Origin of the sequence: Flavobacterium sp. GSP6 (assembly GCF_003984855.1) — a bacterium.
GTDB lineage: Bacteria > Bacteroidota > Bacteroidia > Flavobacteriales > Flavobacteriaceae > Flavobacterium.
This window is the reverse complement of sequence record NZ_RYDO01000010.1, coordinates 64,958-79,270: the sequence shown is the minus strand read 5'-3', so window position 1 is coordinate 79,270 and position 14,313 is coordinate 64,958. Positions and strand designations below refer to the sequence as shown.

The following is a 14,313-nucleotide window of genomic DNA, read 5'->3' as shown; positions in this document are numbered from 1 at the left end:
TTAGGTTATTCATCGAGGCTTTTTGTGACTAAAAAATCTATTCTATTTATTACTATTCAAAAAAAAAGCTTCCCGTTATCCGGGAAGCTTTTGATATATAATTTGATTTAAATTATGCAATAAGCAACCCTCAGGAATTTTCCTGTGCGACCTTAAACATATTACAAATATTAAATTTCATTTTTACTTTATTAGAATTTCAAAATTGCAAATTATTTTTTAAATATCCAAATAAGTTTAAGAAAATAATAGCGAAACTATTTTAAATATTATTTTTTCTTAATAATTTAGAACCCGAAAAATATTTATTCTCAAAAAAAACAAAAGATTAATTTGCAATTCAAAATGGTTTCATACATTTGCAACCAAATACAAGAGGAAAAATTTGAACTGATTGCAACCTCTTCATAATGAAACAAATTCATTATGAATACTGAACGTTTTTCAGTAGAAAAAATGCTAAAGCAGAAACTCTTCTTTAGTCCTTTTTAGCAATTATTTTTTCTCGCTTAATTTAAAATAATAATTATTATGGCCTATTTATTTACGTCAGAATCTGTAAGCGAAGGACATCCAGACAAAATTGCAGATCAAATTTCAGACGCATTAATTGATAATTTTTTGGCATTTGATGCTGACTCAAAAGTAGCTTGCGAAACTTTAGTAACTACAGGTCAAGTAATCTTGGCAGGTGAAGTAAAATCAAATACCTATTTAGATGTGCAACAAATCGCTCGCGATGTAATCAAGAAAATTGGTTACACCAAAAGCGCCTATATGTTTGAAGCGGATTCTTGTGGTATTCTTTCTGCTATACACGAACAATCTGCTGACATCAATCAAGGTGTTGATAGAGCAAATCCTGAAGAGCAAGGTGCTGGTGATCAAGGAATGATGTTTGGTTACGCAACAAATGAAACAGAAAATTACATGCCTTTGGCACTTGATTTATCTCATAAATTATTAAAAGAATTAGCTGTTTTAAGACGTGAAAATAACGAAATCACTTATTTGCGTCCGGATGCTAAATCTCAAGTGACGTTAGAATACAGTGATGACAACAAACCAACTCGAATTGAAGCTATTGTAATTTCGACACAACACGATGACTTTGACGAAGAAGCTACTATGCTTGCTAAAATCAAAAAAGACATCATCGAAATTTTGATTCCAAGAATCATTGCAAAAAATCCAACGAGTGCTCATTTATTTAATGATCAAATTAAATACCACATCAATCCAACGGGAAAATTTGTAATTGGAGGACCTCACGGAGATACTGGACTAACAGGTAGAAAAATTATTGTAGACACTTACGGTGGAAAAGGTGCTCACGGTGGTGGTGCATTCTCTGGTAAAGACCCTAGTAAAGTAGACAGAAGTGCGGCTTATGCGACTCGTCACATTGCTAAAAATCTAGTTGCAGCAGGTGTTGCTGACGAAATTTTAGTACAGGTTTCCTACGCAATTGGTGTTGCTAAACCAATGGGGATTTTTATAGAAACTTATGGGACTTCAAAAGTAACCTTAACCGATGGAGAAATTGCTAAAAAAGTAGAAGCTATTTTTGACATGCGCCCGTACTTTATAGAGCAACGTTTGAAATTAAGAAATCCAATCTATAGCGAAACGGCTGCTTACGGACACATGGGGCGTACTCCAGAAACAGTAACTAAAACATTTTCTGCACCAGGCGGATTAACCAAAACGGTTACTGTTGATTTATTCACTTGGGAAAAATTAGATTTTGTAGATCAAGTAAAAGTTGCTTTTGGATTGTAATACAACATTTATAGTATAGAAAAAGGGGATTTTGCAATGCAAAATCCCCTTTTTAATTTGGCTATATATTGTACTTTAAAATAAAGGTCACAAATCGTGGTAAAATAATCGTTTCATTCGCATTAAAGCCATTTACGCTAAAGGAATTGTTTAATCTTGATCTCGTATTTAAAAGGTTATTTGCCTGTATTCTATACTCAAATTTCGAGTCCTTTTTGATGTAATTTAAGCTTGCCGTCATGATTTCAAAATCGTTTGTTAACCCTGAAGTTTCATTTTTAAAGCGATTAAATGAATAATCCCAATTAACATTTAACCCATTCAAAAAATAGTAGTTCAGCTTAACCGTTGGCGTTTGCGTAATAAACTTGTTTGAAGCTTGCTCAGAAAAATTAATTCGATATCCTAAATCAATATTTGGATATTTTTTGAATTGCGTTGCAAATGCTAGATTGTAACTATGATTTACGTTTTCGATTCCTTGAATAAACTCCTGCGCAGTACCACTAGTCACTCTTCGGTTTAAAACGAAATTTTTATTCCAGCTTGCATTAACACCGCCTGTTAATTTATAATACTTCTTAAAACTCTTGCTATAAAACAAATTCCCGTTCAAGTTTTCATTTTCTGCGTCTAAATTTAAACGGTCTGAAGTAGAATAAATACTTTGAAATGATATACCGTTCACCACTGGATCCTTTGTGGTTGTGTATGAAATATTTCCAAAAATTGTAGTGAAATTATACAAATTGTACTTTGAATAATTCAATCTATGACTGGTAACCAGTGAATTTTGCAGTTGGGAATTCCCTTTTACAATACTATTGAAATTAGTAAAAATATACCCTTCGACTAAAGAGTTTATATCATTAAAACCATTCTGAACATTAAAATTATAGGTTATATTTTCTGATTTTTTTAAATCCCAACGGGCAAACATATCAGGAAGAAAGCGACTAAAATTTAATTGATACGGATTACCTAATTGCTGATTGTTGGTGTTGTATTGATGAACCGAAAATCCTGGATTAAAAGTAAACTTACCAACCATAAACTTGTAATGAAGTCCTAAAAAAACATCATTAAACGCATACCGCACGTCATTATTGTACGCCGCTTGTTCTACTGAATTAACAGATTTGTCCTCTAAGATTTGCAACAGACTTGAATTATATGTTTGAAAAGCATTTGAATTTCCTGCTGTTACATTCAATATACTTTTATTAGAAATTTGGTAATAATAATCTGCTTTTGCATCCACTTTATTGGTTTTTACAAATCGAGACTGCTCAATATTTAAACTATTTTCATTGACAAAAACAGCGCTTGGATCATTTGGATCTTGAGAGCTACTATTTTGATATGGATTAACCGATAATTGCGGATTGTAAAAGGGATCTTCATCCTCATATTGATGCTGTATTTCAATTACCCATGTACTTTTGGGATTTTGTGTATAAAATAAATTCAAACTTTGATTGAAAGAAACTGGCGCTTGATTTTGAAATGCTATAACTGTGTTAGAGCTGCTAAAAGAACTTCCATTAGCAAAAGAGCTAAAATTACTTTGACTGTTATTAACATCCTGTTGATCGTTTTTTCTAAAGAAAACATCGTAATCCAGTTGAAAATTATCATTGGCTTTATACTTTGAACCTACCTTAGAGATAAAAGCATTATTTCTGGAATCGGTTTTGTTTTTTCTATTTTCTAGCGTTGCAATATTCGTTGTATTGGGTTCAAAAATACCACGATCAGAATTCGTAATCGACTGATTGAATGTAGAAGAATACGCTGCAAAACCAATCAAGGTCCATTTTTTTGATACAGAATGATTCACGTTTAAAGTTCCGAATTTGTCATTTGCCTTAGCAACATTATCACCACCAGAAAGCCCAAAGAAATTCCGATTCAGATTTAAAGAAGTTCCGCTTCTGCCTATAGTATTCCTAGCACCCCCATTTATCCTGAAAAAATCAGCTGAAGTCAAAGAAACCTCCCCAATATTATTCAAATTTACTATGGAGTTGATACTAGTTTTAGGAGAATAATAAAATACTTTTGGATTAAAAATATACCCTTTATCATTTGCTAAACCGGCACTCACATCCCCAAACCAAAACTTATCTTTTCCTTTTTTGAGTTTAATATTTAGTGCGATGTCGTCATTATTGTTCTCTAATCCCTTCATCTGAGATACCTCATTGAAGTTTCGCAATACTTGCACTTTATCAACTGCATCCGACGGAATGTTTTTGGATCCTAGTTTAGTATCGCCATCCATAAATGGTTTGCCATTGACAAATAATTTGGTTACTTTTTTTCCTTCAACTTGCACTTGACCATCGGCCATGACTTCAAAACCGGGTAGTTTCTTAAAGACATCTTCTAACTTTCGCTCTTCGCCCGTTTTAAAAGAATCAGTATTGTAAACAATGGTATCGCCTTTTATAGAAACCGGCATTTCACGGACAATCTCAACACCGTCGAGTTCAATTCCTCCTTCTTCGAGCGCAATGCTTTTAATGCTGTTTTCTAAAGTTGTGGTGATTTCCAACTCTTTATTCTGCATTCCCAAATAACTGATTTTGATATTATACGCTGTATTTGGTTTTAGATTAAGAAGAAATTTTCCTTTGTCATTTGTTATGGCATAGGCATCCATTGCTTTTGTTTCTTTATTTATTGCCATAACATTGGCCATTTCAAGACCTGTCGCTTTTGAATCGGTTATGAGACCTTCAAATTTAATGGATTGAGCAAAGGAGAATGAAGTTATAAAGAAAAATAAAAAAAGGTACTGGTTTTTCATTGACTGGTTTTATGAGTATGACTAGTTGGTCATAAAAAGGTTTAATTCGTTACAAAAAACAACTAATTCGTGAAGGTTCTAAAAATGATATTTCCATCCTTATCCTTCATGCTGTCCATTTTCATTTTTTCTTCTTTATCGAATTCTTTTTGAGTTAATACTTTTCCTGCGTTTGGAGTTTTAATTTTTACTTTATCCTCACTATTTAAAACTACTTTAGAGCATAAAAATTTAACTTCTCCATTATTTAATTCCAAAATTAAACCTGGTAGACCTGAATATTTATCTGGTCCATGATTAACCGGGATTTCTAAGGTATACCAAGCAGTAACAATATTATTTTGGGGCTCATTCATTTCAAATAAATTTGTTTTCTGTTTAAATTTATTTTTTAAATAATCCTGATACTCTTCTTTTTGAGCAGCAGTAACCTGAATTACAACCTCAGCCTTATAACATAGGTAATCCCCTATTTTTTTAGTTTCTTCTTTTAATTGCCAATCCCAATTTTTTAATTCATCAGTGATAAGATATTTTTTTTCGAAGATTTCGCCTTCAAAAATTTGTTTTTGCACCTTCCGATTCATGTACTTCTTTCCATCTCCTGAAATGGTAATACTAATAATCATTCCGCTATCACTTTGTCCCACAGGCTCAAGCTTTTGTTCTTCTTCAAATAAAGACTCTGTTTTATTAAAACTTAATGAATATGTTTTTTGGGAAACTTTCTCCCATTCTTTTTGTACTGCCTTCTCAAATTCTGCATCTTTTTCAGACTTAATCTCACCGTCAGTTTCCTCGGATTTAATTTTAGATTGATAAATTGCTTTGCCTTTAAAGTTTTGAGCAACGGTTAAATTGACAGTAGTTAAAATTATTGTTAAATAAATTACTTTGAATAAATTTTTCATTTTATAGCTTTTTAGTTAGATGACAAATAAAGTTCTAAATAACCACAATAATAGTTAACCAAAGTTAACGATTGTTAATGGGTCAATTCAAAAGCATTTAGTTCTTATATTTGAAAAATGAAAGTGAAAAATTACGCCGCTATTATTTTTTTTGTAAGCCTAACTATTTTGGCAACCATCAGTTTACAAGTATATTGGAATATTAAAAACTACAAAGAAAACAAACAACGATTAATTAATGATGTACAAATTGCTTTTGACAACAGTACTGAATACTATTATATAGAACAGTCAAAAGAAAATTATATCGCTTTTGTAAACCGAGATGATTCCATATCCGAAGAGCAATTTATGGATGACTTAAAACTTGATACAGTTTTTAAAAATTATAAAGCAAAAAGGAATCAAAATAAAATTCCAAAAGTTGATTCAATAAAATCTAAAAAAACAGCATCTGTAACTACATCTTTAAAAATTTCAGAATCCAAAATTCATTCGGTTCCAGACACAAGTAATTTGATAAAATTGGATTCGAAAATCATTAAAAACGAGAAAGAAAATGACAATAAAATAGTTACCTATACTAAACCAAAATCTAAAACGAATTCCTCAGTTTTAATATTACGAGGAAAAAAAGCAACAGATAGCCTCTTACAAATAAAAGATTCAAGAAGTAGAATTGTAATATCTATGGTTACAGATTCCGTTGCATTCAATAAATTAAGTAAAATTTTAGATAATGAACTTTCTCGAAAAAAAATTGTTGTAGATTATACTTTAGAGCATTTTAAATTAAACACTCTTTTTGATAAATTTAAAAAAAACACTTCCTTCAAATCAGTGAAATTACCTCTTTCTACTTTTTCAAAATCAGTCTACCTTCCCATTAACGATAAACTGAAAATTTCATTTTCTGATCCTACGGTACTACTTTTAAAAAGAAGCATGATTGAAATAATTCTTTCGTTACTGTTATCGCTTTCCATTGTCGGATCTTTATTTTATCTTTTAAGAATTATAAACCGTCAGAAAAAAATTGATGAAATCAAAAACGATTTAATCAGCAATATTACTCATGAATTTAAAACGCCAATCACCACCATTTCTTCGGCAATAGAAGGAATCAAGAATTTTAATTCCGTTAATGATCCTAAAAAAACAAATCGTTACTTAGACATAGCATACCAGCAATTAGAAAAATTAGCCATTATGGTTGAAAAACTTTTGGAGACTGCTTCGTTAGAATCTGACAATCTTACGCTAAACAAAGAACCAATTAATATAGTTCAATTATTAAAGAAAAATGTTGAAAAACACCTATTGAACACTTCAAACAAAACAATTAATTTTATTTCTAATCAGGAAAAATTAATTTTGAAGGTGGATTCATTTCATTTTGAAAATGCATTTTCAAATCTGGTCGATAATGCCCTAAAATATGGAGGTCCTCAGATTGAAGTTTGCTTAACATCAGACAAAAAAAAGATAGAAATAACAGTTCAAGATAATGGAATTGAAATTGATAAAAACCAACATGAAAAGATTTTTGAAAAATTTTATAGAATTCCGAAAGGAAATATTCACGATGTAAAAGGCTTTGGAATAGGTTTATATTATTCCAAAAAAATCATAGAGAAACATCAGGGAACACTTGAACTAATCGTAAACTCCAAAAACATTTTTAAAATAACATTAGCTCATGTCTAAAAAAATAAAAATAATCCTAGCCGAAGACGAACCTGCTTTAGCACAAATCATTAAGGAAAGTTTAGAAACTAGAAATTTTGAGGTCATTCATTGTAAAGATGGCGAAGAGGCTATTGAAGTTTTTAGAAATGAAAAAATAGAATTACTTGTTTTAGATGTCATGATGCCTAAAAAAGATGGTTTTTCAGTAGCTAAAGATATTCGAAAATTAGATAATAAAACTCCGATAATTTTCCTCACTGCTAAATCACAAACACAAGATGTAGTCGATGGATTTAATTTTGGAGGTAATGACTATTTAAAAAAACCTTTTAGCATGGAAGAACTAATCGTTAGAATTCATTCTCTTCTTGGCAGAAATACTGCTATCAAAAACGAGGATAACATAGTGATTGGCAACTATATTTTTAATCTTACTAAACAAACCTTACAGTACCTTGACACAACAATCTCCTTAACGCATCGTGAAGCAATTCTATTAAATATAATATCTGAAAATAAAAATAAAATAGTTGAACGTTCTTTAATTTTAAATAAAATTTGGGGAGAAGATGATTTTTTTAATGGTAGGAGTATGGATGTTTTTATTACTAAGTTGAGGAAAAAATTAAGCCTTGATCCCAACATTCAAATTATAAATGTTCGTGGTCAAGGCTGCAAATTAATTTGTTAAAACTATCTTATCCGCCTATTCGAAAGGTTCCCGTAGAACTACCACCACGCCCTTGATTCATTTCTCTCCACTCTTCCATTTTTTTTATGACATCATCGTCATACTCCTTTTGAGAAACTACTTTTCCTTTTGTTAATGCTTTAATTTCTATTTTTTCCTTTGGATTCAAGACAATTTTAGAGCACAAAATTGTGGTTTTCCCATCGTTAACTTCTAGAATTAATCCCGGTAAACCCCAATATCCTTCTGGTCCTTGACTAACAGGAATTTCCGGAGTGTACCAAGCCGTTATTGTAACTTCTTTGGGAAGTTCTATGGCATCCATAAAGTTCGTTTTCTTATCTGAAGCCGCCTTATCATCTGCTTTTTCAGTACCCTGTTTTTTGGCTTCCTCTTTTTTAGGTCGGAAATTTCTAAAATCAGTAGCACTTGCCGCCTTAATTGCGGTTGCCTTGTAACAGGTATATCCGCCTATTACTCTCGTTTCAGCTTCCATTTTCCATTTTAGACTTGGCAAAGAATCTTTTACTAAAAACTCTTTTCCCATAAAATCTTTATCAACCGTATAGGTTTTCTCTTTTACATTTTTGTAATAAGTTCCGCCGCCGCCACTCATTGCATTCATTATGCGCATTCCACCTCCAGCTTGACCTGTAGCCTCTAACTTTTCTTCTTCTTTATAAATTGATGTCGATTTATCAAAATTAAGAATGAATGTTTTTTCGAACATTTTCTTCATTCTTTCCTCAATCATTTTTTGCATATCAGGAGTCATATCCTTATTGCCTTCCATTCGTGTTTTGAAATCGGAGGTACTGCTTTTTGATTCATACACTGCCATTCCTTGAAATTCCTGAGCGCGAAGCCCCAAAAACGATGCAATTGTTACTATTATTGCGTAAATTACTTTATACATAACTATTGGGTTTTAATGAATAAGAGTGAAAAATACTATTTTTGTTACAAGTATTCTGTTAAAATATTAATAAAACAATCAAAATTATATACCGTTTAATTGTAATTTCGCTGTATGAAAAAAGTAATATTATTGCTGTTTATCGCTTCATTTTCAGTAATTTTTAGTCAGAACCAAAAACTAACAGCCATTAAAATCGATTCTATTCGTTTTGATGGAGATGCGTTTTTAGGTTATGATTCATTTGGTTTTTACTACACCATCCATAACAATGTTTTTTCTAAAATTGGAACACGGAATACTTTAGAATACAAAAATATTTCTTTGGGTAGAATCACAAAAATAGATTTGCATAACCCTTTGAAAATTGTTTTATTTTACGAAAATTTCAATACAGTTATCATCTTGGACAATCAATTGAATGAAACTCAGAAAATCAATTTTTCAGAAAATACAATTCCAATCGTAGCCACTGCAATTGGTATTGCTGCTCTAAATCAGTTGTGGGTTTACAACAGTATGAATCAGCAACTGGGATTATATGATTATTTGAACAAGGATTACAAAACTATTTCAGTTCCTTTTACTGAAAGTATTAAGAATTACGCTTCAGATTTCAACATCTTCTATTGGATGGACGGTAAAAACAACTGGTACACTTGCGATATTTTTGGCAGAATAGCAAACAAAGAAAAAGTTTCTGATTTTGACTCGATTGAAATTATAAATGAAAATCAGATCATCTATTCTAAAAATGGGATTTTAATTTTGCAGGATTTGGAAAAAAACCAAAAAACTGAAATTGAAATTTCAGAAAAATCCTTTAAAAAATTCTATTACAAAGACCAAATTTTATCTATTTTTACAGCTGAAGGAATTACAAATTATAAAATCATACTACCGTAATGCACATAGCAATAGCAGGAAACATAGGCTCTGGAAAGACAACTTTGACACGCTTATTAGCGAAACATTTTAAGTGGGAACCACATTATGAAGACGTAGTAGACAATCCGTACCTAGATGATTTTTATCACCAAATGGAGCGCTGGTCGTTTAATTTACAAATTTATTTCTTGAATAGTCGCTTCCGTCAGGTGATGCAAATTCGTGAAAGTGGCAAAAAAATCATTCAGGACCGAACTATTTATGAAGATGCCCATATTTTTGCTCCTAATTTATATGCAATGGGTTTGATGACCAATCGTGATTTCCAGAATTATTCGTCTCTTTTTGAATTAATGGAATCTACTGTTAAAGCCCCTGATTTATTGATCTATTTAAGGAGTTCTATTCCTAATTTAGTTGGACAGATACATAAACGCGGCCGTGAATATGAAAACTCAATATCCATTGAGTATTTGAGTCGTTTGAACGAACGCTACGAAGGCTGGATTCAAACCTATGACAAAGGAAAACTATTAATCATTGATGTGGATAACATGAATTTTGTTGATAATCCCGAAGATTTAGGAACTATTTTTAACCGTATCGACGCAGAATTAAATGGATTGTTTTAGAATCCTCTCCCCAACCCTCTCCGAAGGAGAGGGAGTAGAAACTGGTGATAAAATACATAAAAACAAAAAATGCCTCGCAGTCTAAATTGCGAGGCATTTTTTATTTACAAGATATTGATTACTTTAAAGCATCAATCTTAGCCTGAACTTCGGCATCAGTTCCCTCAAAACTTTGAATGTCTTCTTTACCGTTAATATTAGTTTTAATAGTTGCTTTTACTTCTCCATCAACATTGGTTTTTTCTATCGTAACTTTTTCCGAAACCATTTCAGTTACTGCTGCGGAAGCATTCATAAATCTACACGTTTTACTGTCACATCCTTTAGCAAGACACTCTTCTTTAGATATTGAAGTACACATTTCAGAAGCAGCACAACATGCGGCTTTATTAGCCAATGTATGATTGCCACTACCTAAAATTGGTGCAATTACCAAACCAATCAAACAGGTCAATTTAATTAAAATATTCATTGATGGTCCAGAAGTATCTTTGAACGGATCTCCAACAGTATCGCCAGTAATGGCCGCTTTATGCGCATCAGAACCTTTATAGGTCATTTCACCATTAATAAGAACTCCCGCTTCAAAAGATTTTTTAGCGTTGTCCCAAGCACCACCGGCATTGTTTTGAAAAACAGCCCAAAGCACACCCGAAACGGTAACTCCGGCCATATAACCCCCTAACATTTCGGCGATTAGCTGGTTGTTGTCTCCGTAAACTAATTTGCCAAGCAAAACAATTGCAATTGGAAAACCAATTGTCAATATTCCCGGCAACATCATTTCGCGCAATGCAGCTTTCGTCGAAATATCAACACACTTAGCATATTCCGGTTTTCCGGTTCCTTCCATAATTCCGGGAATCTCCCTGAACTGACGACGTACTTCATACACCATGTCCATTGCGGCTTTCCCGACAGAATTCATCGCTAATGCCGAGAAAACTACAGGTATCATGCCACCCACGAATAGCATTGCTAAAACTGGTGCTTTAAAAATATTGATTCCGTCAATTCCTGTAAAAGTTACATACGCAGCAAATAGAGCTAGTGAAGTTAATGCTGCCGAAGCAATAGCAAAGCCTTTTCCGGTTGCTGCAGTTGTATTACCTACAGCATCTAAAATATCCGTTCTGGTACGTACTTCTTTTGGCAATTCGCTCATTTCAGCAATTCCACCGGCGTTATCCGATATGGGTCCAAAAGCATCGATTGCCAATTGCATGGCCGTTGTTGCCATCATCGCTGAAGCAGCTAAAGCCACACCATAAAATCCTGCTAATGCGTAGGAAGTCCAAATTGCAGCTGCAAATAATAAAACCGTTGGAAACGTAGAAATCATTCCGGTTGCCAATCCTGCAATTACGTTTGTTCCTGCTCCAGTTGAAGATTTTTGAACAATTGCCATAACAGGTTTTGTACCCAATCCTGTATAATACTCAGTTACTGACGAAATGAGTCCACCTACTGCCAGACCTACAATTGTAGCATAAAAAACACGCATGGATGAAATTTCTTTAGTTCCTTCTCCAAAAAAATCCATTTTCATGGTTTGTGGCAACATGTATTGTACTAAAAAATAGCAGGCAATAAGGGTTAACCCTATTGAAAGCCAGTTTCCCCTATTTAAAGCGCTTTGCACTTGCGCTTCTTTTGCATTATCATCTGTAATTTTTACCACCATTGTTCCGATAATCGAAAATAAAATACCAAAACCAGCGATTGCCATTGGCAATAAGATAGGTCCTATTCCTCCAAAAGCATCTTGAATAGTTCCGCCCATGTCTTTAATTACATAATTTCCTAAAACCATGGCCGCTAAAACAGTTGCGACATAAGAACCAAATAAATCAGCTCCCATTCCGGCAACATCGCCTACATTATCCCCTACATTGTCCGCAATTGTAGCCGGATTACGGGGATCATCTTCCGGAATTCCAGCTTCTATTTTCCCTACCAAATCAGCTCCAACATCGGCAGCTTTGGTGTATATTCCTCCACCAACTCTAGCGAACAAGGCTATTGATTCTGCTCCCAGAGAAAATCCGGCTAATGTTTCTAATACAATGGTCATGTCTTCCGCAGAAGTCCAAACGCCATTCATAAAAAAGTGAAAAAAGAAAATAAAGAAAGTGGTCAATCCTAAAACAGCCAATCCCGCAACCCCTAATCCCATTACGGTTCCGCCGCCAAAAGAAACTTTTAGAGCTTTAGGCAAACTGGTACGGGCGGCTTGTGTGGTTCTAACATTGGTTTTTGTTGCAATTTTCATTCCCATGTTCCCAGCTAAAGCCGAGAAAAAAGCACCAAAAACAAAAGCAACCACTATTAATATGTGTGTAGTAGGAACGAAAAAAGAAATTCCGGCTAAAACTATGCTGGCTCCAATGACAAAGAACGTCAACAACCTATATTCTGCTTTCAAGAAAGCCAAGGCTCCTTCGTAAATGTAATCCGAAATCTCTTTCATCTTACCATCACCCGGATCCTGTTTTAATACCCATTTTCTTTTAGCAAACATAAATGCCAGTCCAATAAATGCCATCGCAATAGGCAAATAAATCATAATTGTATTCATAATTTCGGTTTGGTTTTTGGTTAAAATTAATAGTGTAACAAAACGAATTTAAACAAAAAAAGCAACACTCTTAACAGAATGTTGCTTTTTTTGTAAAAATTATGGCGTAAAATTATTTAATACTAAACAATCCCTCTGGTTTATTCTCAATTTGATTAAATCGCTCCGTACACTCTGCGATAATTGCATAGGCTTCATTTACATCTCCCCAGCCGCCTACATCTACTTTCTTGTTTTCAAGATCTTTGTACACTTGAAAAAAGTGTTCAATTTCTTTTAATAAATGTGGATTCATGTCTGACAGATCATTCAATGAATTCCAGATTGGATCTGAAACCGGTACACAGATAACTTTTTCATCCGGTCCTTTATCATCCGCCATGTGGAAAACACCAATGGGTTTTACTTCCATAACACAACCGGGAAAAGTAGGTTCGTTTACCAAAACCAATACATCTAATGGATCGCCGTCTAAGGCTAATGTTTCCGGAATAAATCCGTAATCCGCAGGATACATCATTGACGAGAATAACATTCTGTCAAAACGCATTCTTTTTATTTCGAAATCATATTCGTATTTATTTCTACTTCCTCTTGGTATTTCGATTAAGACATCGAAAGTTGTTAATTTGTCTGCAGTCATTTTAGTTTTTCTTTTCTATATTTTATGGTTGCAAAAATAAGTAAAGAATCCCTTTCAACAATGAAAAATCTATGTTATCTCTTGATTAAATTTTAAGAGACAGCACTTTAGTAAAAAACGGTTCTATTTCTTTTCTTTAAATAATAATGCCATAAAAGATAGGTTGCAAAAGAGCGATACGGACTCCATTTCAACGTATGAACTTGCATCTCATTTTTGTCGTGAATATCCAGTAATTCCTTGATTGTGTGTACAACGGCAATATCGCCTAATGGCAATAAATCAGGCTCTTGCAGACAAAACATTAAATAAATATCGATGGTCCAGTTTCCTATCCCTTTGATTTTGATGAGTTCTTCGCGCACTTGCAGAGCCGTTTTGGCTGGCAAACTTTCTAAATCAAGTTCTTTATTTATTAAGGCTGTCGCCAAAGCTTTGATATAAGACGTTTTTTGACGGCTTACGCCAAGATTCCTAAACTCAGCATCCGATACGAGAAGAAGAATTTCCGGTGTTACCGTTTTTAGAGTAGTTTTTATTTTTAAAAAAGTGGCTTTAGCGGACTCTATCGATACTTGTTGCTCTAAAATCAACAATACCAGAGTCTCAAAACCTTGCGGTCTTTTAGGAATAACAGGCATTCCGTATTGTTCAATGATTGCTTTGAAAATAGCATCTTTTTCTAAAAGGTAGTCGATGGCTTCTTGCATAATCTGATGTTTTTTTAGCCCGGATGGAAACGGCATCCTTTTTATAAGGCAATTTTTATTC

General features: G+C 33.2%; 11 protein-coding genes. 5 read left to right on the top strand and 6 right to left on the bottom strand.

Features of this window, described 5'->3' with window-relative positions; genetic code table 11:
- Positions 1–531 precede the first annotated feature (531 nt).
- Positions 532–1,782, top strand: a complete 1,251-nt coding sequence (gene metK, locus EKM03_RS11075) for a methionine adenosyltransferase (RefSeq protein WP_126457438.1) — start codon at positions 532–534, stop codon at positions 1,780–1,782.
- Between the two features lie 61 nt (positions 1,783–1,843).
- On the opposite strand, the gene EKM03_RS11070 is transcribed toward metK, so the two are convergent.
- Both EKM03_RS11070 and EKM03_RS11065 read right to left on the bottom strand, forming a co-directional pair.
- Complete coding sequence (locus EKM03_RS11070; protein ID WP_126457439.1) at positions 1,844–4,594, bottom strand: carboxypeptidase-like regulatory domain-containing protein; 2,751 nt, start codon at positions 4,592–4,594, stop codon at positions 1,844–1,846.
- Between the two features lie 62 nt (positions 4,595–4,656).
- On the bottom strand, positions 4,657–5,505 hold the full coding sequence (locus EKM03_RS11065; RefSeq protein ID WP_126457440.1) for a GLPGLI family protein: 849 nt from the start codon (positions 5,503–5,505) through the stop codon (positions 4,657–4,659).
- 117 nt (positions 5,506–5,622) lie between these two features.
- On the opposite strand from EKM03_RS11065, the gene EKM03_RS11060 reads away from it, so the two are divergent.
- Positions 5,623–7,212 carry a sensor histidine kinase KdpD gene (locus EKM03_RS11060; protein WP_126457441.1) on the top strand — a complete coding sequence of 530 codons (1,590 nt, stop codon included), beginning with the start codon at positions 5,623–5,625 and terminating at the stop codon, positions 7,210–7,212.
- Positions 7,205–7,885 carry a response regulator transcription factor gene (locus EKM03_RS11055; protein WP_126457442.1) on the top strand — a complete coding sequence of 227 codons (681 nt, stop codon included), beginning with the start codon at positions 7,205–7,207 and terminating at the stop codon, positions 7,883–7,885. The genes EKM03_RS11060 and EKM03_RS11055 overlap by 8 nt, the downstream gene beginning before the upstream one ends.
- 7 nt (positions 7,886–7,892) lie before the next feature.
- On the opposite strand, the gene EKM03_RS11050 is transcribed toward EKM03_RS11055, so the two are convergent.
- The gene (locus tag EKM03_RS11050) at positions 7,893–8,801 is read right to left on the bottom strand and encodes a GLPGLI family protein (protein ID WP_126457443.1); all 909 of its coding nucleotides are present in this window, start codon (positions 8,799–8,801) and stop codon (positions 7,893–7,895) included.
- Positions 8,802–8,915: 114 nt separating this feature from the next.
- Between EKM03_RS11050 and EKM03_RS11045 the strand changes: the two genes are divergently transcribed.
- Both EKM03_RS11045 and EKM03_RS11040 read left to right on the top strand, forming a co-directional pair.
- Positions 8,916–9,707, top strand: a complete 792-nt coding sequence (locus EKM03_RS11045) for a hypothetical protein (RefSeq protein ID WP_126457444.1) — start codon at positions 8,916–8,918, stop codon at positions 9,705–9,707.
- Positions 9,707–10,321 (top strand): deoxynucleoside kinase, encoded by a 615-nt coding sequence (locus EKM03_RS11040; RefSeq protein WP_126452993.1) that lies wholly within the window; start codon positions 9,707–9,709, stop codon positions 10,319–10,321. The genes EKM03_RS11045 and EKM03_RS11040 overlap by 1 nt, the downstream gene beginning before the upstream one ends.
- Positions 10,322–10,439: 118 nt before the next feature.
- Here the strand turns inward: EKM03_RS11040 and EKM03_RS11035 are convergent, their stop codons facing one another.
- The 3 genes from EKM03_RS11035 to EKM03_RS11025 form a co-directional block, all read right to left on the bottom strand.
- Positions 10,440–12,899 carry a sodium-translocating pyrophosphatase gene (locus tag EKM03_RS11035; RefSeq protein WP_126740422.1) on the bottom strand — a complete coding sequence of 820 codons (2,460 nt, stop codon included), beginning with the start codon at positions 12,897–12,899 and terminating at the stop codon, positions 10,440–10,442.
- 112 nt (positions 12,900–13,011) lie between these two features.
- The gene (locus EKM03_RS11030) at positions 13,012–13,542 is read right to left on the bottom strand and encodes an inorganic diphosphatase (protein WP_126452987.1); all 531 of its coding nucleotides are present in this window, start codon (positions 13,540–13,542) and stop codon (positions 13,012–13,014) included.
- A 107-nt stretch (positions 13,543–13,649) separates the two neighbouring features.
- Complete coding sequence (locus EKM03_RS11025) at positions 13,650–14,252, bottom strand: DNA-3-methyladenine glycosylase (RefSeq protein WP_126516135.1); 603 nt, start codon at positions 14,250–14,252, stop codon at positions 13,650–13,652.
- Positions 14,253–14,313: the final 61 nt, after the last annotated feature.

Excerpts from the sequence above, each read along its gene's own strand:
- EKM03_RS11040 (WP_126452993.1), top strand. The coding sequence starts at position 9,707 with ATGCACATAGCAATAGCAGGAAACATAGGCTCTGGAAAGACAACTTTG.
- metK (WP_126457438.1), top strand. The coding sequence starts at position 532 with ATGGCCTATTTATTTACGTCAGAATCTGTAAGCGAAGGACATCCAGAC.
- EKM03_RS11060 (WP_126457441.1), top strand. The coding sequence starts at position 5,623 with ATGAAAGTGAAAAATTACGCCGCTATTATTTTTTTTGTAAGCCTAACT.
- EKM03_RS11065 (WP_126457440.1), bottom strand. The coding sequence starts at position 5,505 with ATGAAAAATTTATTCAAAGTAATTTATTTAACAATAATTTTAACTACT.
- EKM03_RS11050 (WP_126457443.1), bottom strand. The coding sequence starts at position 8,801 with ATGTATAAAGTAATTTACGCAATAATAGTAACAATTGCATCGTTTTTG.
- EKM03_RS11070 (WP_126457439.1), bottom strand. The coding sequence starts at position 4,594 with ATGAAAAACCAGTACCTTTTTTTATTTTTCTTTATAACTTCATTCTCC.
- EKM03_RS11030 (WP_126452987.1), bottom strand. The coding sequence starts at position 13,542 with ATGACTGCAGACAAATTAACAACTTTCGATGTCTTAATCGAAATACCA.
- EKM03_RS11025 (WP_126516135.1), bottom strand. The coding sequence starts at position 14,252 with ATGCAAGAAGCCATCGACTACCTTTTAGAAAAAGATGCTATTTTCAAA.
- EKM03_RS11035 (WP_126740422.1), bottom strand. The coding sequence starts at position 12,899 with ATGAATACAATTATGATTTATTTGCCTATTGCGATGGCATTTATTGGA.
- EKM03_RS11045 (WP_126457444.1), top strand. The coding sequence starts at position 8,916 with ATGAAAAAAGTAATATTATTGCTGTTTATCGCTTCATTTTCAGTAATT.
- EKM03_RS11055 (WP_126457442.1), top strand. The coding sequence starts at position 7,205 with ATGTCTAAAAAAATAAAAATAATCCTAGCCGAAGACGAACCTGCTTTA.